This is a genomic window from Candidatus Paceibacterota bacterium, from assembly GCA_041660505.1.
Taxonomy (GTDB): Bacteria; Patescibacteriota; Minisyncoccia; order Phycocordibacterales; family JACRKE01; genus JBAZWG01.
In genome coordinates this window covers 617,817-642,888 of record JBAZWG010000001.1, presented here as the reverse complement: position 1 = coordinate 642,888, position 25,072 = coordinate 617,817, and the positions used below count along the sequence as shown (strand labels likewise).

The 25,072-nt window shown below is 50.2% G+C and carries 27 protein-coding genes; 6 read left to right on the top strand and 21 right to left on the bottom strand.

Features of this window, described 5'->3' with window-relative positions; all coding sequences use genetic code 11:
• Positions 1-46: 46 nt before the first annotated feature.
• Together WC764_03445 and WC764_03440 are read right to left on the bottom strand one after the other, a co-directional pair.
• On the bottom strand, positions 47-1,756 hold the full coding sequence (locus WC764_03445; protein MFA6006751.1) for an ATP-binding protein: 1,710 nt from the start codon (positions 1,754-1,756) through the stop codon (positions 47-49).
• A complete protein-coding gene (locus WC764_03440) occupies positions 1,749-2,702 on the bottom strand; it encodes a 50S ribosomal protein L11 methyltransferase (GenBank protein ID MFA6006750.1) in 954 nt (317 codons plus the stop codon). The genes WC764_03445 and WC764_03440 overlap by 8 nt, the downstream gene beginning before the upstream one ends.
• A gap of 488 nt (positions 2,703-3,190) precedes the next feature.
• Between WC764_03440 and WC764_03435 the strand changes: the two genes are divergently transcribed.
• On the top strand, positions 3,191-4,447 hold the full coding sequence (locus tag WC764_03435; GenBank protein MFA6006749.1) for a radical SAM protein: 1,257 nt from the start codon (positions 3,191-3,193) through the stop codon (positions 4,445-4,447).
• 57 nt (positions 4,448-4,504) lie between these two features.
• On the opposite strand, the gene WC764_03430 is transcribed toward WC764_03435, so the two are convergent.
• From WC764_03430 to WC764_03395, 8 genes are all read right to left on the bottom strand, one after another.
• Entirely contained in the window at positions 4,505-5,617 is a 1,113-nt protein-coding gene (locus WC764_03430; protein MFA6006748.1) for a hypothetical protein, read from the bottom strand.
• A gap of 25 nt (positions 5,618-5,642) precedes the next feature.
• Complete coding sequence (locus WC764_03425) at positions 5,643-6,575, bottom strand: phosphatidylglycerol lysyltransferase domain-containing protein (GenBank protein ID MFA6006747.1); 933 nt, start codon at positions 6,573-6,575, stop codon at positions 5,643-5,645.
• The gene (locus WC764_03420; GenBank protein ID MFA6006746.1) at positions 6,572-6,961 is read right to left on the bottom strand and encodes an S-adenosylmethionine decarboxylase; all 390 of its coding nucleotides are present in this window, start codon (positions 6,959-6,961) and stop codon (positions 6,572-6,574) included. The genes WC764_03425 and WC764_03420 overlap by 4 nt, the downstream gene beginning before the upstream one ends.
• Positions 6,962-7,009: 48 nt before the next feature.
• Positions 7,010-7,921 carry an EamA family transporter gene (locus WC764_03415; GenBank protein MFA6006745.1) on the bottom strand — a complete coding sequence of 304 codons (912 nt, stop codon included), beginning with the start codon at positions 7,919-7,921 and terminating at the stop codon, positions 7,010-7,012.
• Between the two features lie 46 nt (positions 7,922-7,967).
• Positions 7,968-8,741, bottom strand: a complete 774-nt coding sequence (locus tag WC764_03410) for a nucleotidyltransferase domain-containing protein (protein MFA6006744.1) — start codon at positions 8,739-8,741, stop codon at positions 7,968-7,970.
• A gap of 64 nt (positions 8,742-8,805) precedes the next feature.
• The gene (locus tag WC764_03405; protein ID MFA6006743.1) at positions 8,806-9,927 is read right to left on the bottom strand and encodes a hypothetical protein; all 1,122 of its coding nucleotides are present in this window, start codon (positions 9,925-9,927) and stop codon (positions 8,806-8,808) included.
• Positions 9,908-10,267 carry a phosphomannose isomerase type II C-terminal cupin domain gene (locus tag WC764_03400; protein ID MFA6006742.1) on the bottom strand — a complete coding sequence of 120 codons (360 nt, stop codon included), beginning with the start codon at positions 10,265-10,267 and terminating at the stop codon, positions 9,908-9,910. Before WC764_03400 ends, WC764_03405 begins: the two co-directional genes overlap by 20 nt.
• A gap of 66 nt (positions 10,268-10,333) precedes the next feature.
• Positions 10,334-10,468 (bottom strand): hypothetical protein, encoded by a 135-nt coding sequence (locus WC764_03395; GenBank protein ID MFA6006741.1) that lies wholly within the window; start codon positions 10,466-10,468, stop codon positions 10,334-10,336.
• Between the two features lie 531 nt (positions 10,469-10,999).
• Between WC764_03395 and WC764_03390 the strand changes: the two genes are divergently transcribed.
• The gene (locus tag WC764_03390; protein ID MFA6006740.1) at positions 11,000-11,608 is read left to right on the top strand and encodes a hypothetical protein; all 609 of its coding nucleotides are present in this window, start codon (positions 11,000-11,002) and stop codon (positions 11,606-11,608) included.
• A gap of 1 nt (position 11,609) precedes the next feature.
• Complete coding sequence (locus tag WC764_03385; GenBank protein MFA6006739.1) at positions 11,610-13,916, top strand: fibronectin type III domain-containing protein; 2,307 nt, start codon at positions 11,610-11,612, stop codon at positions 13,914-13,916.
• Positions 13,917-13,937: 21 nt separating this feature from the next.
• On the opposite strand, the gene map is transcribed toward WC764_03385, so the two are convergent.
• From map to WC764_03335, 10 genes are all read right to left on the bottom strand, one after another.
• On the bottom strand, positions 13,938-14,699 hold the full coding sequence (gene map / locus WC764_03380; protein ID MFA6006738.1) for a type I methionyl aminopeptidase: 762 nt from the start codon (positions 14,697-14,699) through the stop codon (positions 13,938-13,940).
• A gap of 44 nt (positions 14,700-14,743) precedes the next feature.
• Complete coding sequence (locus WC764_03375; GenBank protein MFA6006737.1) at positions 14,744-15,340, bottom strand: nucleoside monophosphate kinase; 597 nt, start codon at positions 15,338-15,340, stop codon at positions 14,744-14,746.
• Positions 15,341-15,415: 75 nt separating this feature from the next.
• The gene (secY, locus tag WC764_03370; protein MFA6006736.1) at positions 15,416-16,687 is read right to left on the bottom strand and encodes a preprotein translocase subunit SecY; all 1,272 of its coding nucleotides are present in this window, start codon (positions 16,685-16,687) and stop codon (positions 15,416-15,418) included.
• 60 nt (positions 16,688-16,747) lie between these two features.
• On the bottom strand, positions 16,748-17,179 hold the full coding sequence (locus WC764_03365; protein MFA6006735.1) for an uL15 family ribosomal protein: 432 nt from the start codon (positions 17,177-17,179) through the stop codon (positions 16,748-16,750).
• A 63-nt stretch (positions 17,180-17,242) separates the two neighbouring features.
• Positions 17,243-17,908 carry a 30S ribosomal protein S5 gene (locus WC764_03360; protein MFA6006734.1) on the bottom strand — a complete coding sequence of 222 codons (666 nt, stop codon included), beginning with the start codon at positions 17,906-17,908 and terminating at the stop codon, positions 17,243-17,245.
• Positions 17,909-17,944: 36 nt separating this feature from the next.
• Positions 17,945-18,295: a 50S ribosomal protein L18 gene (gene rplR, locus WC764_03355; GenBank protein MFA6006733.1), complete on the bottom strand. Its 351-nt coding sequence runs from the start codon at positions 18,293-18,295 to the stop codon at positions 17,945-17,947.
• A 61-nt stretch (positions 18,296-18,356) separates the two neighbouring features.
• A complete protein-coding gene (gene rplF, locus WC764_03350) occupies positions 18,357-18,893 on the bottom strand; it encodes a 50S ribosomal protein L6 (GenBank protein ID MFA6006732.1) in 537 nt (178 codons plus the stop codon).
• A gap of 46 nt (positions 18,894-18,939) precedes the next feature.
• Positions 18,940-19,338 (bottom strand): 30S ribosomal protein S8, encoded by a 399-nt coding sequence (gene rpsH, locus WC764_03345; protein MFA6006731.1) that lies wholly within the window; start codon positions 19,336-19,338, stop codon positions 18,940-18,942.
• Between the two features lie 65 nt (positions 19,339-19,403).
• Positions 19,404-19,589 carry a type Z 30S ribosomal protein S14 gene (locus tag WC764_03340; protein MFA6006730.1) on the bottom strand — a complete coding sequence of 62 codons (186 nt, stop codon included), beginning with the start codon at positions 19,587-19,589 and terminating at the stop codon, positions 19,404-19,406.
• A 129-nt stretch (positions 19,590-19,718) separates the two neighbouring features.
• Positions 19,719-20,186, bottom strand: a complete 468-nt coding sequence (locus WC764_03335; GenBank protein ID MFA6006729.1) for an FKBP-type peptidyl-prolyl cis-trans isomerase — start codon at positions 20,184-20,186, stop codon at positions 19,719-19,721.
• Between the two features lie 811 nt (positions 20,187-20,997).
• Between WC764_03335 and WC764_03330 the strand changes: the two genes are divergently transcribed.
• The 3 genes from WC764_03330 (at position 20,998) to WC764_03320 (ending at position 23,538) form a co-directional block, all read left to right on the top strand.
• On the top strand, positions 20,998-21,891 hold the full coding sequence (locus WC764_03330) for a dihydroorotate dehydrogenase (protein MFA6006728.1): 894 nt from the start codon (positions 20,998-21,000) through the stop codon (positions 21,889-21,891).
• A gap of 173 nt (positions 21,892-22,064) precedes the next feature.
• Positions 22,065-22,916 carry an orotidine-5'-phosphate decarboxylase gene (pyrF, locus tag WC764_03325; protein ID MFA6006727.1) on the top strand — a complete coding sequence of 284 codons (852 nt, stop codon included), beginning with the start codon at positions 22,065-22,067 and terminating at the stop codon, positions 22,914-22,916.
• The gene (locus WC764_03320) at positions 22,888-23,538 is read left to right on the top strand and encodes a phosphoribosyltransferase family protein (protein MFA6006726.1); all 651 of its coding nucleotides are present in this window, start codon (positions 22,888-22,890) and stop codon (positions 23,536-23,538) included. The genes pyrF and WC764_03320 overlap by 29 nt, the downstream gene beginning before the upstream one ends.
• A 179-nt stretch (positions 23,539-23,717) precedes the next feature.
• Here WC764_03320 and WC764_03315 read toward each other — a convergent pair whose 3' ends face one another.
• A complete protein-coding gene (locus WC764_03315) occupies positions 23,718-24,575 on the bottom strand; it encodes an amino acid--tRNA ligase-related protein (GenBank protein ID MFA6006725.1) in 858 nt (285 codons plus the stop codon).
• Positions 24,576-25,072 lie beyond the last annotated feature (497 nt).

Below are 25,072 nucleotides of genomic sequence, written 5' to 3'. Positions count from 1 at the left end.
CTTAGAATTTATGAATTTTGGAATGATTCTTTAATTCTCAAATTCTTTAATTCCGTTTTTTAATTGGAAGTTCTATCACGAAAGTTGAGCCCTTGCCTTCTCCATCCGACTCTGCCCACAGCTTGCCTTTATGCGCCTTCATAATTTCGACAGCGACGAAGAGGCCGAGGCCGGATCCTGTCACGTTGACCTTACCGCCGTTCGATGCGCGAGAGAACTTCTGGAACAAATTCTTAAGGTTCTCGGCCGAGATGCCGATGCCGGTGTCCTTCACCGAAAGTCTAGTACTATCCGCCAGACGTTCAAGATAGACAGTGATCCCGCCCTGCGGCGTGTACTTGATAGAGTTGTCAATAATATTGCCGATGACTTGGCGGAGCTTGCCCGCGTCGGCGTAGACCATATAGCTCGCGTTTGGCGACTTGTCGGTGCAGATAAGCGTCAGTTTCCTCTCGCCCACCTCGGCTTGGAATTCACCCACCACTTCCCGCGCCATCTGGCGGATGTCGAAGTCGCTCATCTCGTATTTCATCTTGCCCTGCTCGATGCGCGAGACGTTCAAGAAGTCTTCAATAATATGCGCCAAGCGGTTGGTCGATTGGAACATCGTGTTCATGACCTCCACCCCCTTCGGCGTGATAGTCCCCGCCTTAAGGTCGGCCAACTCCGGCTCGCCCTCGATCATCATGGATAAATAGCCCTTAATGACTGTGAGCGGCGACCGCAACTGATGCGAAGCAATAGAGACAAACTCCGACTTCTGTTGGTCAAGTACCTTGAGCTTGGCATTGGCACCCTCGAGCTCGGTGTTAACCCCCTCAAGTTTCTTCGCCATACCTTCGATAATCTCACGAGCCTCAATTTCCTTCTTTACGCTTCTCACAATTATGAGACCCATCCAAGCCGATATTACAAGGGTAACGGCAGTGAGAATTCTATTGACGTTTGTTTGGATGAAGAAAAACTCCGACCCGATAAGTATAATAAGCGCCCACACCAAAGCCTGTGTACCAATAAGCTTGATATTGAAGGTCTTGAACTTGACGATAAGGTAAGTCATGAGCGCCAGAAACACCACCATACCAATAGGACCGATAAGGTTGATTTGATAAAATTGAGTCCACTCGCCGAGAATATTCGACAAAGAAAAGGTAAGGAGAAATAGTGATATACCAGAAACCATCAGAAGAATTTGTTTTTTTTCGGAGGGGCTTGATTCGATCTGGTATTTTCTATACGCGGCTATAACAATCCATAGAATGGAAAAAATCTCGATCGCATAGACGTAATACGTTAACCAACCGACTGCTGGCTGACAATTTTGCACATCAAATACGCCGATATTATAGACGGTCGCCAGAAGCAGTGGGACCGGCAGGAAAAATATAGTCAGTAATATTTTTAACTTGCTCGAAATATCCTTTTTGTAGATAAAAACAAGAGTGAGGTATATCGCGAGTAGCGGAATCGGCATCTCAAACAGCATGGTTAGTTGCCAAAAAAAATGATTTAGGTTGACGGGGACGGTTATCCACTCGGCAATAACATTAAGATTCCAAAACGAAAAGAAGAGTGAAAGCAGAAAGATAAGCTTTCCCTGAATAGAAAACTTATCTCTGAAAATAAGCAATAATCCGAAAAATATCGAGACAAGAATTATTGGTATGTAAGCATAAAAAATGAGCGTGGGGGCATAACTGAAATCAAAGGCCCCGAGCACGGAGAGATTTCCCGGGCAATAGTAGTTGCTAAACATTTTTTTTAGTTACCGAGTATGAGAACCCATCGAAACCTCCGCAGAGCTCGTAGGACACTTTTACCGAAAAAATATCTCCTTTTTTAACCTTGGATTCGGGGATGGGGAGAATTAACGGATATGCGTAGGCATAGGTAGGACCAAGTGTTGAATTGTCAGCAAAAAAAGTGTCGGTGCTTATTCTGAGCGCATTAATCACCCCGTCGTTAGTAATCGAGACTTCGTATGTTGCATCCACATTCCTCTCACTGCATACATGGTTGAAGTCTATAGAAGAATATATAATCCTGTCAGAAAAACTATTTGATCGTAGCTGCTCGATGTCCGGATATTCGTAACGGAAGATATTGAACGTGTGATTATAAAATACAGGATTATTAAAAACGAGATCAATATAGTTATCAATTCGGCTTAGAACAACGCGTGTTCTCTCCTTTTTATACATGAGCGCATTATTCATCGCTGGAATTTGTAGTTCTTCAATCAGGCCAGTCGCAACCATCTCTGCGATAATCACATCAACTTTTTCTGGCAACACAACACTTGTGGCATCCCCCTCGATAACTGTAATCACGTCTGCATATCCATTTTTTGCAAACGTATCTCGGAGCGTTTTTATATTGCGCAAATCTATTTCAACGGCGTATACCTTTGCCGCACCTGCGTCGGCGGCGAACATAGCCATGACCCCGGAGCCAGACCCGAGATCGACAACAATATCACCCCTTTTTACCGTATTTCGTATAGCTTTTTGAAAGGCTTCGGTTCGCTCGGTGTCAATGAGACAGTTAAAGACACCTTCTGTCATTGACCAATATTGATTTTGATCTGATTGCATGGGAATATATGTAATTATTCGGTTGCGGGAGTCGTGTCGCTCACCTGAAAATCTTGTCGAACGACTGTCGAATAAAATGAATATAATACCGAAGATACAACTAGGCATACTATCGCACCCAGTAACACTTTTGAGATTCTATCCATACACTAATCGTATCACAAGAACCTAACAGAGAGAAGTTGGTAAATCGACTATATATCCCCAATGGCGTAGGTTAGTAAGTATCCGGGTGTACATGCCCGTCTAACAGTTAAGGTTTTGGAATCACTTTGGAATTCGCTCAGTCGAAGGACTTGACAAATTGCAATAGGGGGGGGGTAGAATCAGCTTGACAATGATCTTCGACAACGAAAGGAGGTGCCTATGAGAGAGCCGACTTTGACCCTGGAGCAGCTGGAAGGGCTTGCCTGCGCAAGCGCATCGCTTCCATCCGACACGTCACGAAGTTGCAGTGCATGCGACTCGGACCAAGACGGTTGCTGGGGAGATGGAGACAGCTGCGGCGAGTAACAACTAACTGTCGTTGACTCGAAGAAGATCGAGGGTGGAAGCGTATAGCTTCCACCCTCGATCCATAATAACGGAGGTTATCCATGGAACTTGTTCAACACCGACTCTTCAAGATTCAAGACGGAGATAGCGTCATTATTTACGTTCCCACAATGCGAAAGGTGTATCGGGTCGAAGCGAATGTTGCAGAAACAATCCCAGATTTTGTAACCGCCCCGACTTCGACGATACAAAAAGAGGTAGCGGAAGAACCGAACTACCTCTTTACGGGTGCAACCTTGATGCTCACTAACCAGTGCAAGCTTGGGTGCATCTACTGCTTTGGAGGTTACGTCCCGCGGCCGACAGAAACCATAACGATGCCGACTGAGGTTGTCCGAGCTACTGTCGACCATCTCATAAAATCTGCGAGAGACTCAGGAAAGCGCAAGGTCGGTGCATGGATGTTCGGCGGTGAACCGACACTACCTTGGACTACCTTGGTCGGAGCGGTACAGTACCTCCACGCGCAAGCGTCAGAACAGGGTCTCGAGAGCTCGGCAGGAATCACTACCAACGGTTGTATGTCGTCTCAAAAGGCCAGGTGGCTCGCCGAGAACATGGACAACATACTACTATCCGTGGATGGGCCCAAGGATATCCACGATGCGCAACGGGGCAAGAGTTTCGACCGCGTGTTCGATGCGGCAACGGAAATCTATCAGATTGCACCGCACAAACTAAGGTTCCGTTCCACCATTTCCGCAGCAAGCGTTCACCGTCTGACTGAAATGGTGAGATTTTTCGGGGAACGATTCCCTGGTTGCGTCCAAACCTACGAACCACTTTTCGCGATGGGGAGAGCGAAAGTCAATCCGCTTGCTCAACCACCAGTGGACTCCCTATTCTTAGGGAAATTCACTGAGGCGTCTGAAGTTGCCAAAACGTTGAACGTTAGCATAAGAACATCGCTTGCACAGGCGTGGCGGACAACGGGTAGCGCTTTTTGTGGAGCCGCTGGCAAGAACTTCACAATCACCTATGACGGCCGAGTTGTTTCCTGCCATAGAATGGCCGGTGTGGGCGCAAACGACGCTGCTTTGCTATTTTGTTTCGGACAGTACGATCCAAAACAACAGGCTTTCGTGTTCGATGCAGACCGATACAGACACCTCCGGCAATTCAATGTCAGGAGTATTCCCGACTGCCAGAACTGCTTCGCTCAATTTGGTTGTAAGGGAGACTGCCCTGCCAATAAAGCCGAAGTCTCACCAGAAGCTTTCTGGAAAGAGAGGAGCTATCGATGCGAAGCAATCAGGGAATTTTCGAAGAACCTCCTTAGACACATCCTTGATCACTAACAGAAAGGATGAGGAGTTTGGCTGGTTCCTGGGTTTCTAGGGAGCCAGCCTTTTTGTTCACAATTTCAAATCATCAAGAAGGTTATCCGGAAATGCTTTTAAGACATCATAAACACCGTCTAAGAATTCATCATCTATGCGCTTTTTATTATCAAGATATGGTCGCACAATTCCTTCTAGCTTCCACGCGACATACCGGTAAGTATCCTCTCCGCTGGTCAAAATAATAGAGCGTTTCTCTTGGGTGCCTTTCGCGAGTTTAAAAGATTTTTTGTTTCGAATTTCGTTCAGAATAGTTTCCCCATTATTGGAATTTATCTCACAACCTTGTTCAAGCCGACCTCGAACGTACGTACTATATTCAATGGAGTTAATAATCATTTCTCGCATTGCTCGGCGGGTGGCCAAAGCTGGAGTCTTTGTTGAGGGGTATTTCTCAAGAAAGTGAGTGAGTGGAGTTTTCTTTTCGATATATTCACCGAGAAATTTTAAAAAACGTTCGTTTTCAAAACAGGCGTGAGTGAGCTCATGAAAAAGTAATAGCCGCAGATGATTTATTTGGTCAAGATCTTGTGGTTTAGAAATCCCGCTCTCGATCATTACTATAGGGGGCTTTCGGCTAATCATTCTCCCTCCGGAAAACCCGGTGGCCGGTCGCATCATAAGAAAGACTTCGATTCGATCGTTAAAATTATTAACCCCATACAACCCGCCAATTACAGAGAGTGTCTCACTAAACACTTGTTGAACGGAAGCAAAATCGTTTTCAAGAAAGATAAGATTATTCGAGAGAATCCGACAATAATTTTCCCACATTAGTTCAAACCTGCCTTGAAAATAGCTAAAGATTTTATCTAATTCGCCAGACTCTTCTTCGGTAAGAATATTTAGTAATAATTTTTCTTCTCTCAGGTCTAATTCTGAAAATTGATAAAAGGCAGATTCAAAACGAGTAAGTAGTTTGCCTCCCCCTCTGTCCCAGATAGACTTTTTAAACAACCTGTATTTTTCGAGCGCATTATTCTCGCTATCCGACAGTTGTCCGAAAAGCTCCAGCCACTCACGGTTGTAATCTCGGTGCATTGAATCAATAGGAAAAGAGAGATTGTCGATAAGAAAAAATAAATTCGCTCGTTTTCTAACAAGAAATTTCAGGTCAATGATTATCATTTGGGGCTATTTAATACGAGGTTGGCTACGATTGTGACGACAACACAGGTAAACTCACCGTGTACTGCTTTAAGAAAAATTCCGGCTTGTAGGACATTTTGAAAGTGCGTAGTCCAGGTATATCCAGGTCCTGTTCCCAATTGTAGTGCTTTATACCCTTTTTCTGAAGATATTTCGCCTCTTCCCATATCAAAACGCAGTAAATTGCGGCGTGATGCTTAATATCGGCTTTAGAAAAATGCGCTATGGCGTAGTCATCGGATATCGTTTCAAACGATGTAAATCCGATCATTTTTTTACACGACTCGTCGCTATATATAGACAACATTTCAACATCGCCATTGTTTTCGGCCAGAAGCCGGCTAAAGGCTTTATACTCGTTCAACTCCGTGTGATCAAGGAGATTTTTGTTGGTTGCCCATTGTTTAAAAAGTTCGAGGTATTCTCGTTTGTCTAATTCCTTAGTGGGTAATATCCGAGCGGAGTACTGAGGGTTCGTATCCATAAATTTTCTGATCTGCTTCTTTTGTGTGCTCTTACTCCATTCTTCCATGTTTGCGAGACGTTCAATCGAATAGATGTAATCATGAGCTCCGGCATCGGGCTCTACAGAGAATCCTGTTTCCGACAATACTTTTGCCATTTCTTCGGGAATAAGTTTTAGGGAGCTTTCATAACCATTCTGTTTTGAAAAATCTAGCAGTATGGAGGCTGTTTCAGAAATCTTTGAATCTCCAATAAATGTCAGGAAAAAACTTCCGGAAATATAATCATTGAACAAAACCACCAGATTGCCGTTCAGCACGGATAATCCCATTTTTTTGTTGATGTCCCAAGAATACAAACTGGAGAAATGAAAGTCTGAATATGGCGGAAATTTTTCTGTCAGTTTTTCTACCGACGATCGGTCTGCCAGCTCTATCTGCTTAAATTCGGGAAAGGCTGGAAGCTCTGTCATGCATGAATGTTTTGTTGCGGATACTTCTTACCGCGTAAGACGAAGTTGGTCTCGAGTTCGGCGAGCGCGAATGAGCCGGTGAAATAGGCTTTGATAGTTTCAATATCGAGTCCATTCCTACAGGTGTACACATCGATACTGACGAAACCGCGCTTGGGAAAAGTATGAATACTCACATGACTCTCGGCAATAACGACGAAGCCGCTCCAGCCACCGGGGTCTTTTTTATCGTTGTCGGGAGCAGAAATTATTACGGGTGCCGCCAAAGTTTGCATCCCTAACTGCACTGGTAATTCTGTCAGAATTTTACGGACGAGTGCCTCGGAATTCAAAAGTTCCGTGTCGCCACCATAACCGTCAATCATCAGATGTTCGCCAAAATGCATAGTGAGGACAGTATACTAGGATTTAAAAATCATCGCAAATAAAATCTTTTATACCCCGATCAGATAGCTCCCCAGGACCATAATGGCTATGCCTACAACTTTTTGGGTCATTTTGCCGGCTCGGAGCGATTCGGCCTCTTTGCTCGGCCAGAAGAATGCGATGAGACTACCGATAATAAGAACGAAGAATGGCTGGAACGAGTTGGCAAGAAGCGCTATCCCGACGGGTACAAGCAGGGTCACATATTGCATGGCCGCTTCTGCAATCATCGAGAGAAATTCGCTTAAAGAATTAAAGCCCAGTACTGTCAAACCGCTATGTCGTAACAAGTATAAATATTGATTGCGATATGAGGGAATGAAGGCGAGGAAGGCGAAGCCAAGGATAACTTTGCCCACGAGCCCCCAGAATACGCTGACCCAGAAACCGGCGTCGGTTGCAATAACTTTAAATACAACTCCATTGATTGCATAAAGTAGCGAGGCGCCGAGCATAAGGAAAGCAACCTCGCGTTTAAAGTGCATCTTTTTGCCGCCGAAGTCGAGCGATAGAATTATTGCACCGGCGAGAATGAATGCGGACGCCAGAGCTTGAGTCTGGGAAATTTTCTCGCCTAATATAAAATAGCCGAGAATGAATCCGAAGATCGGTATGGTCTGATACCATGGGACAACATATGATGCTTCATCATAAGTGAGCGCGTAGAAATAAGCGAGGAAGGCAAACACGACGAGCATGCCGTTCAGAGCAAGGTAAACCCCCTGCAAAAGAGTAACATCAAGTACCGACGGCTCGAAGTAAGTAAGCACCGGCAACGCCACGATACTGAAGAGGGATGAAAATATTATAAGTGCGCCTGCGACCCCTCCCTTCAAGTATCGCTCGATAACATGCTTATCGATATGATTAGCGACAGCGTAGAGTATAGGCCCAATAAGGGCAATGAGTAACCAAGACATGAATATCAGACATAATACTAGCAATCCGGCGCAATATCAATCATTATTATTTATTCACCACTTGCACCAGTGATTTCCGTCTTAAATACCAATTACACTGGTCGAAGCCCCCACCGAGTTCTTGGGCATAGGTATAGAGCGCATCAATATTTGCGAAATCTTGCTTTTCTATCGCCGACAGTAGAAGTGTCTCGAATTTTTTGTCTGATACTCTTGGGAATCCATATCTTTCTCTATAGACTTCATTTGTAATCAATTTATGGGCTCTTTCTAAAGGCAATCTTTCCGTGCGAGTAACTCGCGCGTAGAATTCTAGAATATCATTCAGTAAAATGCCGTATAGGATACCGAACATCGGTGAGGGATATTTAGTGTATTCTTCCAAATGATCATGCGTGTCCCAAAGGTGTTTTTGCATCAAGGCTTTTGCCTCGTCCGGATAGACGGGAAATTCTTTCTTCAATTTCTCATAAGCTTCTTTGACCAGTTCTGCCATACTGCCGTCTTTGTCTAATACAACCTTTCCGGTCGAAAATATTCTGGCATCTACTTTGATCTGGTCTCTGTTGATTCCCTGCTCGGAATAGATTTTATAGTTTCCTATAGGTACAAGGAAATATTCAATAATAATTCCATCGATGCATGTAAGCCCTCGGTCTCTCCACGGAATATCGTTTTTCAAAACCACCTGAAGATCAATGTCCGAAAGGTCCGTCTCATTCCCCACCGCATGACTGCCTCCGACAATAGCGCCTAAAACCTCCGGCTTGTCCCGCCATTCATCAAGAAACTTTTCCACGACTATTTCCCACTTTTTCATATAATTCTGACGACGACAGTATAGCAAAAAAGGCCGCCGTATGACAGACCGGCCTAGGCGAGAACTACTGTCGCATTAGGCTCTTGATAAGCAACTCCAAATTCACTTTTGCGCCGGCGACATATTTGTCACCGCCGCCGTAGTAGACCATGAGATCTTCACCGAGAACTACAGCACCGGAGGCGTAGACTATCCCCGGCTTCCAATCGTTCTCGTACCACATGTCCGGCTCGAGGATAGGATGGTCGCTCCGCGCGATGACCTTGGTGGGCGAAGCGAGGTCGAGGAGCAGGGCGCCGACTTTGTACCGGCTCGGCTCATTCGGATCCATTGCGTGGTACAAGACCAGCCAGCCGTACTTGGTGCGCAACGGCGGCGTGCCGGCACTGCGGATGCGATAGTGCCAGGCTATCTTCTGGTCCTTAAGCCTGTGCGGGTCGGCGGACTTGAGATTCTGGAGCGGGCCGTGAATATGCAAGCTATCAAGATATTTAATCTGGACGCGTTCGCCATTCTCGCTGTAGATACTGTGGAGGAGCGCGAACTTGTCGTTAATTTTATCGGGGAAGAACATCCAATTCTTGTTGCGTTCGTCGGTAAGGTAGACGAACTTGCGCCAGTTCCAATTCTTATTTTTAAAATCTTCTTCGCTTATCGAGGTCAAGCCGACGCGCATCGACTCCCAGCCGTTGAAAGCGTTGAAGGTAAGGTAAATACGGCCGTCAATCTTTATAGCCCGCGGGTCTTCTAAGCCTCCCCAGCCGCCACCGGATGGATTGTTGACCGTGTCATAGGACAAGCGCACCGGCGAGGTGTAGGGGAAGTGGCTCTTCACTTCCTGCACGTTCTCGGCAGAGAATACGGGGTATGACAAACGCTCGAAGTGCAAGCCGTCCGTACTCCAGGCGTAGCCAATGCGCGAAATGCCATCACGGCCCAAGGCGCGATAGAAGAGGTGTACTTTGCCGTCATCCACGAACGCTGCGGGATTGAAGACCGCCTCTGACTCCCACCAATGTTCTTTGACGGGCGAGAGGATGGGATTCTCGGGCAAGCGAAGGAGTATGACCGGCGCCGAAATTTTCTTGCGTGTGAGCCAATGATAGAAAAAGGCTAAGGCGAATATCGCGAGGAAGAATAAAACGACCGGCCAAAAATTATTAGGATTATTGTTGAGCGCGCCCATAACGATCTTCTATTCGAGTAAGATCTTTTTCATCGAACTCGCCGAAGGCAATTTCCAGCATAACCAGCCCGTTCGTACCGGCCGTTGCGCGGTGCTTCTCGTGCGCCTTGATGAGGAAAGAATCGCCTTCCTGCGCCTCATGCTCCGCCTCCCCTATCTGCACCAAGCCGGAGCCATTAAGCACGCGCCAGAATTCGTTGCGATGATCATGTGTTTGCAAACTAAAGGCCTCATCGGGGTTAACCGTGATTATCTTGACTGTCGTCGGTTCGTTCAGGGTGAAGCGTTCGAAGTTCCCCCACGGGCGCGACTCTTTATAGAGCTTCGGTGAGCCTTCCATCCCTGTATTATATAACGCCGAGTATGCCGCGCAAAATAAAACAGTGGACAACGAGGCTAAGAATATTTAGTGTATCGTCGGCTTTTCCGGCTCGTCTGTTTTGGGCACTATGTCCGGGAAGATAACGGGCGCAGGGACTTGTGTTTTTTCGGGCTCCGGCACTATCTCCAACTCCGGCTCCGGCATATTTTCTTCTGACATATTATTCTTATTATTACTTGTACTTAATATATAAATAAATTCTGGGGATATAATAGCACAAAAAGCGATTTGACCGAACGTTAATTTGGGTATAATATCTTCGGGTTACGTTCTTTCAGGAAATAGACGAATCTGCCCGTAACAGGGCATGGTCATAAGACCAGCAAAAAACACCCTCCCCACCGCCGCGCGTGCTCGTTGAGCGAGCCATTGCGGTCGGAAGTAGAATAGGATGGTTGCTGGCCGAGTTCTAGTGTCAACAGTGTAATCGCCCGTCATGGCGACACGTGAGCCCGGTCGTTCTTGGCACTTGAAACGACCGGTTAGAGCGAGAACACTGCCTGCAAACAGGAGGAGGAACGCTAGCAAGCCTTCTCTCTTCTCTTCGGCGGGTGACACTCCAACTTGGAATGATCAGATTCGTCGTCAACCTGAACAAGCCCCCAGTCTCCCAAGACTCCGGGGCTTGTTCTCTTTTATGGTGCATAAAAATGTGGCGCAAATCGAATGAAAGGTATATAGTGTCGGCAAATGAAAAAATCTCTTACAACTTACCTTTCCCGAGCGGGGACGGTTATTTTTGTGCTGTTCGCGGTGTTGGTCTTCTACAGAATGTACGTGCTCGAACGAGCCAAGCAGACAGCCGTGCAAGTTGCGCGCATCCATGCGACCAAGCTTACACTGAATGATGTAATGGGTAAAAATTTGCCGCCTGTCCCCGCCTCGCCGGATGCAACTATTGCTGGCGTAGACGCCAACAAAAACGGCATCCGCGACGACGTCGAACTGGCAATATTCCAAACCTATCCCGATAGTGCCAAGATACGTTCTCCACTTCTTCAGTATGCCTTAGCATTACAAACCGAAATGACGCTACAGCTTGTGAACGGAGGAACAGTTTCGGCGACAATTGAGGATTTAGAAGGCCACGCAGATGTATGTTTGTGGAGTCTTAGTTCGCGATCCGATATGACAAAATTTATTGCTGATGTAAATAAATACAGAAGCTTTGTTGAAAAACTTCAGCTTAACTCAACAGCAAGAACTAAATATCTTAAAGACCTTATCAACAATAATTTACAAAGCGGGGGGCCATCTGACGGTGGGTGTGACATACAACCAACCACACTGCCTAACTAAAATGAATGTTAAAACAGGCTTAATCTTAGGTATCTGTTTACTACCAAATTTTGTTCTTGCCTCGGTAGTTACCCAATGCACGAAAGATGGATACACTGTAGCAACCGTCAACGGTGTTTTTACAGACGACGCTGGAGCTAGAGTAAACATGAAAGCACTTAGGGATACTCTAGGTCTTTCTTATAAAAACGAACGTCTGGATTATCAATATCTCCTCAACGACACCAACCTTGCCGGGGTTAAGGATATTTTGGATGCCGCAAATCAGAAGTACTTTGACGACGAGGTCGTGAGCGATTATGACTTGACGGAGATACTGAACTCCGCGAGTCAGAAAGTAACAACGCAAAAGCTCCTCCTCGTTGCCCATTCACAGGGCAATTTTTATGCCAACAGCTTTTATGACAAAGTTACGGCATCATCTCCCTCTCCTTCGGGGAGGGCTGGGGAGGGGCCGGATGTTCCGCCACAGTCCATTGGCGTGTACAGTGTTGCCACGCCGTCATCCCGCGTAGCCGGCGGAGGGCAATGGCTCACCTCCGACACCGATAAAGTCATCGCAGGCATCGTCAATTCTACCCTTTCACGTACTATAATGGCGCCCAACACGCACATCGATCTCGAGTTTGAGAGGGACGAGACCGGCCACGGCTTCGCCACTGTCTATCTCAAATATCGCGGAGCAGAAATCGTCTCGGCCATTCAGAAGTCCTTGGATAAATTAAAGCCGAACGATGTGCAAGCACCAGACAAAAAGTGCATCGACCCACCGGAACTCTCGCTCGTGCATAAAGTCCAGAGCCTCGTTTTCGTTGTCGCGGACCCTCTGGCCAACTTAGGCATGAAGACCGTCGGTGACAGCGCGAATGCAGTAATAACCACAACATCGGCAATAGCAAAGGGGGTTGGCGGGGCGCTCTACACAGTTGCTTCCGCCTTCACTATCGCGATACTCGGCAAACCGACGCCTATCATTATTCCTATACCGCATAAAGAAACGATGTTCGTGACGGGTCTGACGCCGAAAGCTATCGTCCAAGTAGCACCCGCCCCGCAACCGCCGCGCACACTGACTCAAGCAGAAACCGACGCTCTCGTGCGCCAGATACAAAGTCTGCAAGACCGCGCGATCGGTCTGCGCGAACAGCACGCAGAGTTACGTGCGATGCCGAAAAAGCCGGTGGAACCGGCACCTCCTGCCGTGAAGACAGAGGCGCCGAAAGCAGAATTGCCAAAACCGACAGCCTCGATAACGAGCGTATTTCAAATTCTCTCGCCCGGTTTCGGCGGTGGCGGTACCGGCGTCCCTATTGCGGAGGTTAAACCTCCGCCATCAGAGCCCGAACCCGAACCGGATCCGACATATGCAACGTCTAGCGCGCCGCTCTCGCCGCTCGCTGTTGCCGGTGATGCGACTGTATTACTCTCATGGCTCTCTCCGACTGAAGTTACCGATGCTCCGATTACCGATTACGAAATTCACGAGAGCACCGATAATTTTTCTGAAACGGATACAACACTTGATGACGGTGTCAGTATCGCCACAAGTACGCTCGTCGCCGGGCTCACAAATAGTACGGCTTATTATTTCAAAATTTTTGCTATCAATCGCGCGGGCACGAGCTCGGCGTCAGACATTGTGACAGCAACACCGGTAAGCCCGATAGTCGCACCAAGCGCGCCGCAAAGTTTAACCGCCACACGGGGCAACGCAAGCGCTTCGCTCGCTTGGTCAGCACCAGCGGATGACGGCGGAGAATTAACGGATTACGAAATTCACAAGAGCACAGATGGGTTCACGAGCAATGATGACATTCTTGTTGACGGCACAGGCACCACAACAGGTTATCTCATAACCGAACTCGCGAACGGCACGCAATATTCGTTCAAAGTTTTCGCAATAAACAACGCCGGGACGAGTACCGCGTCCAATGTGATCGCAATGATACCCGGTGTAGTCCCTAACGCCCCTACAGATATTTATTATTTCTCTTACGAAGACGATGCCGGGATTATGCATCGTGGCGATAGACTCTTCGCGTCGCCAGAAATCGGTAGTAATCCTCTCACTTATGCGGAACTTAGATACAGCACAGAGGGGCCTAATGGACCAACCTTTCTCCCGCTTGCAACCGAGCCAATATGGGGAGACCCCGCCGATGACTGGCAGTATATAGACTTCACACATCCGGTAGATGTGGAGTATTGGGTACGTGGCTATATGGCCAATGCAGTCGGCACCAGCACCGCCACAGCCGAATACGAATACTTCGACCCAACGTCAGATTCCGGCGGCGGTTCATTATAGTTCCCCGAGGCCTCGGGAATTTTAACGCGTGAGAACTTCGGGTGCGCCGTCGGTGATGACCAGCGTGTGCTCGAAGTGGGCGGAGAGAGAACCGTCTTTGGTCGCGTAGGTGAATTTGTCTTTTGCAAGTCGGATATCGCCACTACCAAGGTTTATCATCGGCTCAATCGCAATGACCATGCCCGCTTTTAATTTCATGCCTTCTCCCCTTTTGCCATAATTGGGAATGTACGGCTCTTCATGAATCTCATGGCCGACACCGTGGCCCGATAGTTCGCGCACAATACCATAGTGATGCGGTGCAACATGACGTTCGATGACGTAGCCAATGTCGCCAGTGTAATTGCCGGCTCTAGCTTCATTGATGCCGAGCTCTAATGCTTCACGCGTGATTTTCATAAGCTCTTTTGCTTCTTTACTGATTTTACCGATAGCGACAGTGACCGCGGCATCGGTAAAAAGCCCTCGGTGTTTGAGCCCGAGGTCGAGACCGACGATGTCGCCGTTCACGAGCGGAGTCTCGCCCGGAATACCGTGCACAACGGCGTCGTTTACCGATACACATAATGTCGCAGGGAATGGTATGCGCGCCATGTCGGGCTGATAGTTTAAAAATGCCGGCTCATCACCGCCCGCACGAATTAATTTCTCTGCAAGCGCATCAAGCTCTTTCGGCATCACTCCGGCCTTCGTTGCGGCTGCAACCTCTTTAAGCACAAGAGCGAGCCTCCGCCCGCCTTCTCGCAAAATCTCTATTTCTTGTGAAGATTTGATATACGACATGAATTTTCCCTCTCCTTCGGGGAGGGCGAGGGAGGGGTTGCGCCTTATCCAAATACCGCCTTTGAGACATCTTTATGCACCTCTTCTATCGTCTGTTCGCCGTTAATCTCAGAGAAGCGGACTTTGGGCGATCCGCGATAATAATCTATCGCCTCGAGCACATCGTCTTCATAAAAAGCGAGGCGATGCTTGATGGTATCAAGGGATGAATCGTCCAAGCGTTTGCGCGCCGATAAGCGTTCTATAGACCACTCGTTAGACACTTTGATATTGACGATCTCTATCGGGTTGCGTTCATAAAAAACGAGGGCGTTCTCGAGCATGCGCGCCTCGGCGTGCGAGCGCGGGGTGCCGTCCAAAATAATATTCAAACTCGGGCGATATGTCTGCACCAGCCAATTACCCCAGAGGCGCACAGCGAGGAAGTCCGGGACGCGATTGCCCGCCGCCATTACGGCGCGAATCTTGTCTTGAGTATAACCGCCATCCTTAGCAAAAGCGCGGAAGAGTTCCCCGGATGAGACGTTCATTATGTCGTTAACGTTCACGCCTTTTAGGACGAGTTCATCGACAAGCAACTTCGCCTGCGTCCCCTTACCGGAACCGGAGCGACCCATGAAGATGACGGTTTTGAGTTGCATGTGAATATTGTATCAAGCGGAATTCTAAGGTTCAACCTTTTTGATACTTAAGGTTGAACCTTTTCGCTTGATTCTTTAGTACTCTCTCATCGAGATCTGCGCGTTCATCTGCTTAATGAGATCAAGCACCACGGACACAACGATGAGGAGCGAGGTACCGCCGATAGATAACGCGGTGATGCCGGTAATAGATCTGATGCCCAGAGGTAACACTGCGATTATACCAAGGAATAATGCGCCGACAAAGGTCACGCGCACGAGAATACGGGATAAGTGCTCGGCCGTCGGCTTGCCGGGGCGAACACCGGGGATGAAGGCGCCGTTCTTCTGTAAGTTTGTCGCGATATTGTCTGGGTCGAAGGTGATGGCCGTATAGAAGTAAGTGAAGAGAAAAACGAGAAGGAAATAGAAGATCGCATAGTAAAGCTGGTTCGCCACCAAGTCGCGAAGGAATGTTCCTATCGCCTGCAAAGTTGACTGATGCAGGCCGAGGAGGAATGTCGCTATCATCTGGGGCAAAAGCAAGAGCGAGAGCGCGAAAATTATCGGCATGACGCCTGCCTGATTCAAGCGTATCGGCAGATACGTCGAAACACCGCCGTACATCTTGGCCCCGCGCACACGCTTGGCATAAGTCACTGGCACTGGGCGCTCTGCTTCTGTAATTATTACTACACCGGCGATGATGATGATGGAGACTACGAGAAATACGAGATAGGTCGGGATCTGCGCCACAGTAAACGAGGCGAACATCTGGCCGATAGTCGACGGCATCTGTGCAATGATACCTGCGAAGATTATTATAGACGTACCGTTGCCTATGCCATATTCGGTCATAAGCTCGCCTATCCACATCACGAGGACAGAGCCGCCAGTGACGACGATGATGTTAACCATCTGATCGAAGACAGTGTCGGCCACAACGACGCCTGATTGGCGAAGTAAAAATAAAAGTCCGAAGCCCTGGAAGATTGCCAGAGGCACGGTGAGGAGACGTGAATATTGAACGAACTTCTTTCTGCCAGCTTCGCCATCCTCTTGATACATCTCCTTAAGCTTGGGGAAGATGATAGTAAGGAGCTGCATTATAATAGAGCCGGTGATATAGGGGCCGACTCCGAGCATGACAATAGAAAGGGTCGAGAGCCCGCCGCCGGAGAAAATGTTCAAGAAGCCGAGGAATTGATTGCCTGTCAGCAATTGATCGAGCTTGAGTTTATCAACGCCCGCAATGGGAATAGATGAAAGGAAGCGGAAGATAATAAGCGCGCCGAGAACGAAATAGACCCGGTTGCGCAGGTTCTTATCTCCGAAAACAACTTTGAGTTTTTCTATGAATTTGTCCATTTTTGTACTTGGAAGCCTCGCTTCCGGGTCTTGTTCTCAGAAGCAAGGCTTCCGAGTTCATTATTTCACTGTTCCTCCCGCTTTCTCAATCTTCTCTTTTGCACTCTTCGAGACGAAGCAGTGAGAAACTTTGTAGGCAAGCTTGATTTCGCCTCCGCCAAGAATCTTCACAATCATGCGCGCATCCTTCGGCATATTGATGAGATGCTTCTTCACGAGCGTGCGCGGGGTAACCTCGGCGCCGGCCTCGAACTTGTTCAGGTCGCCGACATTAATGACAATCGCCTTGTCCATAATAGCACCGTTCCAGCGATAACCGCGGAGTTTAGGAATCTTCTTGATACGCTCGCGAATTTCGGGGCGTTTTTTGTGACCGGCGCGGGCGTTCTGGCCTTTGGTACCGCGACCGGACGTCTTACCGCGCTTACTGCCACGGCCAACGAGCTTGGTTCGTTTATTCGGATGTTTGCGCTTGAGTTCGTGGGATTGCATGTTTTTGTCTTAGAAGGTTAAACCTTGGGCATCTAGAAGGTTTAACCTTCTAAGTCGTTAAAATTATTTGAGTTTGTTCAGTGCCTTTATCGTCGCTTGCGCGATGTTCAATTTGTTCTTCGACGGTGAAAGAATCTTCGCTGTCGTGTCTGTTACACCGCCGAGCTCGAGCACAGAGCGCACAGCACTGCCGGCAACAAGCCCCTTACCCTTGGCCGGGCGGAGCATTACTGTCGCGCTTGAGTATTTCTCGGTGATTTCGTGAGCGATGGATTTGTCCTTCGTCAGGTTGAGCTTGATCATGTGCTTCTTGGCAACACGCGAAGCTTTGTCGATAGCCAAGGTCGTATCTCCCGCCTTGCCGACACCGACGCCGACAGAACCCTTGCGGTTGCCGAGCACCATAGCGACAGAGAAAGTGAAGCGACGGCCACCGGCCACAACACGCGCCACACGGCGAATGTTCAAAATTTTCTGATCGTATTCCGAAGGTGTGCGCGGTGCACGCCTGTCTCCGCCTCGGCCACCTTGACCGCGCGGACCTCCGCGCTGTCCGCCGAAGCCTCCTTGACCTCCCCCCGGAGCACCTCCCGTGCGAGGACCGCTCGAATTGCGCGGGCCGCCTTGTCCTTGATAGCTTCTTGAAGGCTCCTTGGGTACGTAAATCGGGCTACCGGCTGGCTTCGGCGTAGGAACTGCTGATTCTGTTTTTTTTGTAGTGTCTTCCATTTTACTTTATGAACTTTATACTTTTGACTTTCAACTTTAGAATTGCAATCCTCCTTTACGTGCGGCATCGGCAACAGCCTTAACGCGTCCGGCGTAGATGAATCCGCCGCGATCAAATACAACAGTACCGATTTTCTTCGCCTTGGCAGCCACAGCTATCGTCTCGCCCACTTTTTCTGCGCGCGCAAGCTTGGTCCCATCTTTCATTTTGAGGTCGCTCGCGGCCAAAAGTGTCTTGCCCGCCTCATCATCGATAATCTGTGCGTAGACGAAAGCGTTGGAACGGAAGACTGCGAGGCGAGGCTTGGCAGACGTACCAAAAACGCGCGTCCTGATCTTCGTGTGGCGTCGGTCTCGTTTTAATTTTTTTGAATTTGTTGTTTTCATGTTTTGTCTTGTCTTAGAAGGTTAAACCTTGGGCATCTAGAAGGTTTAACCTTCTAAGCCGTTAAGCAACAGACCTCTTCCCCTGCTTCCTGCGGACGACAGTACCGGCGTAAATTATACCCTTACCCTTGTACGGCTCCGGCGGTTTGTGCGCCACAATCTGCGCGGAGAATAATCCGACCAGATCTTTATCCGGTCCGGAAATAGTCAAAACGTTCTTCTCTACAACAGCTTTGATGCCCTTAGGGATATCCATCGGTACTGGGTGAGAAAATCCGAGAGCGAAGACGAGCTGTGTGCCTTTGAGCTCCACTTTATAGCCGACACCCTCTATCGTCATCTTCTTCATGTAACCTTCCGTCACGCCCTTGATCATGTTGATGATGTGTGCGGCGTATGTGCCCCAGAGCGAGCGGGTAAAAATCGTTTCGACTTTCGGCTTAAGTGTAATTTGCTTGTCGGCAATTGTAATCTCGATGTCGTCTTTGAATTCTCTGGTGAGTTCGCCCAAAGGTCCTTTGATGCGCATCGTACCGGTGCTGAGCGTAACCTCAACTTTTGCGGGTATTTCGATAATTTGTTTGCCGACGCGTGACATGAGTTTTTAAATATTTAAATCTTGAAATGTTTAAATCTGTGAGCCATTACCAAATGGCGAACAAAACTTCCCCGCCAACATTCGCTTTCTTGGCCTCCGATGCTGTCAGGATACCATTCGGTGTCGAGAGTATCATCATACCAGGCTTACCTCGGCGCAAGTTGCGAATCTCGCCGGCGCCGGCATAGACTCGGCGCGAAAGTTTGGAGATGCGCTCCACGCCCGTGACCTTCGGCTCGCCTTCTGTTGTGTAAGCCAAGTCAATCTCGAATGAGCGATTCTCTTTCTTGCCGCGCTTGGCTGTGTCCTTCACGAATCCGGCGCGCTTAAGAACTTCTGCGACAGCAAACTTCATGTTAGACAAAGGCACGGTAATCGTCTCCTTTTTGGCGACGCTACCGTTCTTGATCTGGATGAGCATGTTTGCTAATGGGTCGATGGTCATGAAATATTTTTGTCTAGAAGGTTCAACCTTGGGCATCTTAAAGGTTGAACCTTCTTGTCATTATTTTACCAGCTTGACTTCCGGATGCCCGGGATCATGCCTTCATTCGCTAGCTCGCGGAAGCAAATTCGGCAAACGTCGAAGTCGCGCATGTAGCCGCGCTTGCGACCGCAACGGAAACAGCGGCGGACCAATCTGGTCGAGAATTTAGGCGTCTTTTTCGAACGCGCGATTACTGATGTTTTTGCCATAAAAGCATTCAAGCTCTACGTAAGAGCTTGAATGAAATACTATCAAATTATACGGCTTAACGCAAGTATTGGCATGCATTCTTGAGGTTCGACCTTTTGAATGCCTAAGGTCGAACCTCTGCCAGTGGGCTACTGCGTTGTAGTTGTGCCCTGTGTTTCTGGCTGGGCCAAGGCCGGTGCCGGTGGGAAATGAGGCTCTACTGGCTTCGGGCCGGCTGGCTGGATATCAAGCATTTCTACATCGAAGACAAGAGTCGAGTTCGGCGGGATAGGGCCCATCTGCTTGTCGCCGTAAGCTTTCTCCGGCGGAATAACGAGGTGCTTCTTCTCTCCGACTGTCATACCGATAAGTCCCTCTTCCCAACCCGGGATGACGTAGCCTTCACCGTTCGGACCAATAGGGCCGAGTGTAAGTGTGAGCGGACCGCCGTGATCTGCCGAGGCATCGAACTTGGTGCCGTTCTGGAGCGAGCCGACGTAATTAACTGTAACAACCGAGCCGTTCTGTGCGGTCACTGCCTTCTTCGAAAACATAAAGTATCCGAGGATAATTATGACGATGATGGCTATGACAATTGCAATGTTGCGATTATTCATAAATTATTCTTATTAACCGCCTCATCGGCGGTCTGCCGTAGAGGCAGATAAATATTCTATTTACTATACTATAAAAGATATCTAGCGCAAAGTGTATAAAAAGTCGAAAGCCCCGGCTCGCAGCGTATGGTGTACGCGCGAACCGGGGCGATCTTTACCGAGTGTTGCGGGAGTGTCAGAGGAGGGGCGGCCCAGGGTCCTTCTCATCCGGGTCGCGCCCCATGAGGACGTTGGCCCGGCGCTGGGCCTCGGGATCCGCCGGCTCCTGCTCGTTCAGCAGAATCCGCGGATCCTCGTTGCCGAAGCGGCCAATGGGCTTCTCCGGCTGAACGGCCGGTGACCTGTATCTGCCGGTGGTGCGGAAAGGGGGTCGTCCCATCTTACCTCACCTCCTGCTGGACCGTGTGGGGAATCCCGTACACGTCGCAGAGCGCGACAAGCACGGGAACGTCTGCGGCCCGAGCCGCCTCGAAGTGGATCTTCTCGTCCTCATGCTCGCAAACTGCGAGCAGAATCAGCCGCGCATGCTCGGTATGCGCGGGAAAGACGAGCAGATCCGTAGGGTGGAAGACCGAGGACATTGTCCCTCCTCTAAACACAAAACGCTCTAGATTTTTCTGGGGCGTTCTGTCTCATTTGCTCCCGCAACATACCCTGAAGTAATCAGGGACGGTAGCAAGCTGGTATGGATAATAGCACAGATTGCGTCTTTATGCAAGTTTTTTTGTGTTGATAAAACAGGTCATATTTGTTAACTTACATACAGCATAAAGAGAATAACGAGCACAAAAAAAGACCTTAAGGAGGTCACATGAACTTTGAAACTACGCTCGCCGGTATCCCGCTTGAGCACCCGCTCATGAACGCGGCGGGTACCTGCCGGCTGCTGGAGGAGGTAAGCCAGCTCGCCCGTTCTGCCACCGCGGCCATCATGGTCGGCTCTATCACCATGGAGCCTCGTCAAGGCAACGGTGGCAACGTGTACTGGGTAGAGTCAGATTACTCGCTAAACTCTCTCGGCTTGCCGAATAGAGGGATAGAGTACTATGGGCTCAAACTGCCCGCGATGGTGGCGGAGGCACATGCGCATGGCAAGCCACTCTTCGTGAGTATCGCCGGCTTCTCGGCCGAGGAGTACGCGATAATGTCTAAGATCGCCTTCGCCGGCGGGGCCGACATGGTCGAGCTCAACCTCGGCTGTCCCAACGTCTGGCAGGGCGGGATGCAGAAGCGGATTGCCTGCTTCGACCCCGTGCTTGTTGCGAACATCTTGCGACAGGTAGAAACGTGGGTCGGAGCCGAGGCGAAGATCGCGTGTAAGGTTTCGCCTTACTCCGACCCTTTCCAACTTGCGCAAGTGGCGGAGGTGATCGGCAAGTCGAAGTTGGTGAAGGCGGTCACAACCGTCAACACCTTTCCCAACGCCTTCGGCCTCAATGGTGAAGCGCCACGAATCACTCCAGCCGGAGGACTCGCGGGCATGGCCGGCCCGGCACTAAAGCCTATCGGCCTGGGGCAGGTCAGGCAACTGCGTGCGCTCCTGCCGAGCACCCAGCAACTCATAGGCGTCGGCGGCATTATCCATAGCACCGGCGTGCGCGAGTACATCTTGGCCGGTGCCTCGGCCGTGCAAATCGCCACCGCTTATCTGGAGCGGGGCGAGACCATATTCTCATCGATCCTTAGCGAACTCACCGACGAATGACTCGTCCGGTAATGTTCGCTCGAACAGGATGCAAGCTCTCTGTAGCCGGCATCCTGTTTTTGTTTTAAAAATAATTTCCCGCAAATTTTCGAGCTTGATTTCTAACTATATTTTTGATAGTGTCAAGGAGATTTTGAGCCGGATAGTCCGGCTCATACTGTTCATTGAACCAAGTGAAAGCGAGGCAGAATTTGAAGACCAGAAACTTCATGGAGATGCTCAAGGCTCGGTGGGAGCAAGGCAAGAGCGTCTGCGTCGGACTCGACAGCGAGCTCGGCAAGATCCCGGCGGAGGTCAAGTACCCGTCGAAGCTCGATAGGATTCGCGCGTTCAACCGCGCCATCATCGAGCACACCAGCGACCTCGTCTGCGCGTACAAAGTCAATTTGGCCTTCTACGTGGCACAAGGCATCGAGGGCATCCTCGCGCTCTATCACACCGTCTCGGAGGCGAATGCCATCGCCCCCGAGGTGCCGATCATCTTGGACGCCAAGTACGCCGACATTGGCAACACCAATGTCGGCTACGTCGAGCAAGCGTTCGGATACCTGCACGCCGACGCCGTCACCCTGAACCCTTACTTCGGCAAGGAGGCTCTCGAGCCATTCCTCGCCCAGAAGGACAAGGGTTGTATAATCGTCTGCAGGTCGTCAAATGTCGGCGCCGGCGAATTCCAGAATCTGCTCGTCGGCGGCGTGCCGCTCTACCGAGTGGTCGCCCTGAACGTTGCATGCGCATGGAACGAGAACGGCAACTGTGCCGTGGTCGTCGGCGCAACATATCCCGACGAACTGCGCGCCGTGCGCAAGATTGTCGGCGACATGCCAATCCTCGTCCCGGGTATCGGCGCGCAAGGCGGAGATCTCGAAGCGACCGTCGCTGCTGGCAAAGACTCGCGGGGTCAAGGCATGATCATTGCCGCCTCACGGAGCATCATCTTCGCCGGTGGCGGACAGAACTTCGCAGAGGCGGCGCGACGCGAGACGCAGCGACTGCATGACGCAATCAACCGATACCGATCATGACCCGCAAGGAGGTCTCATGAAAGAAGTCAGTGTCATGGAGAAGATCAAGGCAGTGGGTGCCTTACTCGAGGGCCACTTCGTCTACACAAGTGGCCGGCACGGCAACAGGTACATCAACAAGGATGCGATTTACGTGCATCCTAGGTTGACGGGCGAGCTCTGCCTGTACCTGGCCGGCCGCTTCTTGGCAGAACGACCGCAGGTGGTCGTCGGGCCCGCGATGGGCGGGCTCATCCTCTCCCAATGGGTGGCCTATCAACTCTCGGAGCTCGTACACTCAGACGCAATGAGTGTCTACGCCGAGAAGTCGGCCGACGGCGGGTTCGTAGTGAAGCGCGGTTACGACAAGATCGTGGCTGGCAAGACAGTGCTCGTCGTCGAGGATGTCCTGACGACCGGCGGCTCGGTGAAGAAGGTCGTCGAGGTCGTCCGCGCCATCGGCGGCGAGGTCGTGGGCGTGGGCGCTATCTGCAATCGCGGAGGCGTCACCGCTTTCGATATTGGCGCGCCGAGGCTTGAGTCGCTAGTGAACATCACTCTCGACTCATGGGCATCGGAGGAGTGCTCGTTCTGCGAAGCCGACATCCCCGTGAGTATGGACGTCGGCAAGGGCAAGAAGTAATCCTGCTTTCATCTGGTTCAAAAGGGGGTCGCAACCGCAAGGTCGCGATCCCCTTTTCGTTTTATAACGCACAAGAAGGTTCAACCTTAAGCATCAAAAAGGTTGAACCTTCTAATGCTAGGCAGACGCGAAACCGGCTCCCTTCGCGAACGAAGGGAGCCGGTTCTAGGTTGACCGTACTACTTGTCAATGAGGCCGACCATCCGTGTAGCCCGGATGAGCCGGGTCATCCCGATTCCTCCGCCACAGCGCGGGAAGAACGGAAGCGAGAGGAAGTCTTCCAACTCCTCCAGGACCCGCCCGCTGCAGAAGCGTGCGAAGAGCGTCCTCGCGTAGTCTCCACCAGAGACTGCACGGAAGGACTTCCGCATCTGCTCGGGATCGCAAGAGCGCTCGGCGCTACCGATCGTCTCCTGTCCGCAGACGATGACGTCGCACTTTCGTGCGATCTTTTCGCCGGGACCGCCGTCGAGCCGCATGTTCCAGAACGGCGAGGTGCTCATCGGGAAGTCGACGAGCATCACGACCGGACCGAGCTCGCGGAAGAGTTGGGTTTCGTGTTCATCGCCGAGCTCCTCGACTCCGCACTTCTTGGCGTAGTCGCGGTAGTCAACGACGGGGGCCGGCGCCTTGACGAATCCGAGGTGCTGGACGAGATCCTGCAGGAAGGCCAGGAGCACCTCGAAGTTCCCTGGGAGCTCGAACTCCACCATAGGGAAGATCAGGTTGTGCCTGCCCTTCTTGGGGGTCGGTTCCTCGCGATACGAGGTCGTGTCGCAGAAATAGCCCGTCGACCCCTGGTTCTCCAAGAGCATCTTTTCCAACTCCATCTGGTTCGTCTGATGGAGTGGCCAGGTCTGGCCGGCAAATGCGTGGAGCGCGATGGAGAGATGGTTCTCGCAGGCCGAGAGAATTGAGAGCCTCTGCTGAGCGACCGCCCAGGTGAGACCCTTCTTGGTAAAGAATTCTTGCAACTTCTGCCTCGCCCGGTGGTACTCTTCTGGACTCACTGGATCAACCAACGTTCCATTGCTCATGCTGTCATTCCTCCTTGTCAAATGCACCGTTCAAAGGCGCGTGTCTGTTTCAGTAGTTGGTCTCTGTATCATGCGGAGTCTAACACAAAAAAAGTAACGCGCTAACGGTTTTAAAAATAAGAAAACAAATTTCGGAAAAAGACTAATCTTGAAAATTCCGGAGAAAAAAGAAACACCCCCGGTGTCCCTCTCCCGCGCTGTGAGTCGCGAGATTAAAATCACCCGGGGGTGCGAACTGCTGAACTAGGAAGGTCACTGGTCGGACTGGGCCGGCTGAGCCAACATGGCCGCCGGCACAGGCAGGGTGTCGCTCATGTGCGGGAGCGACACCCGTGCAGGCTTCACGCCATTCGGCGACGGCTGGCCATTCTTAGCGCGCAAAGCGCGCCTCTTCTCCTTGATTTTCCGAATCCTCTTGGCCTTCTTGGCCTTGACGAGGTTCTTCCTGAACTCCCGTTGAGTGAGAGACATGGCATTCTCCTTCCATTCAGCTCAAA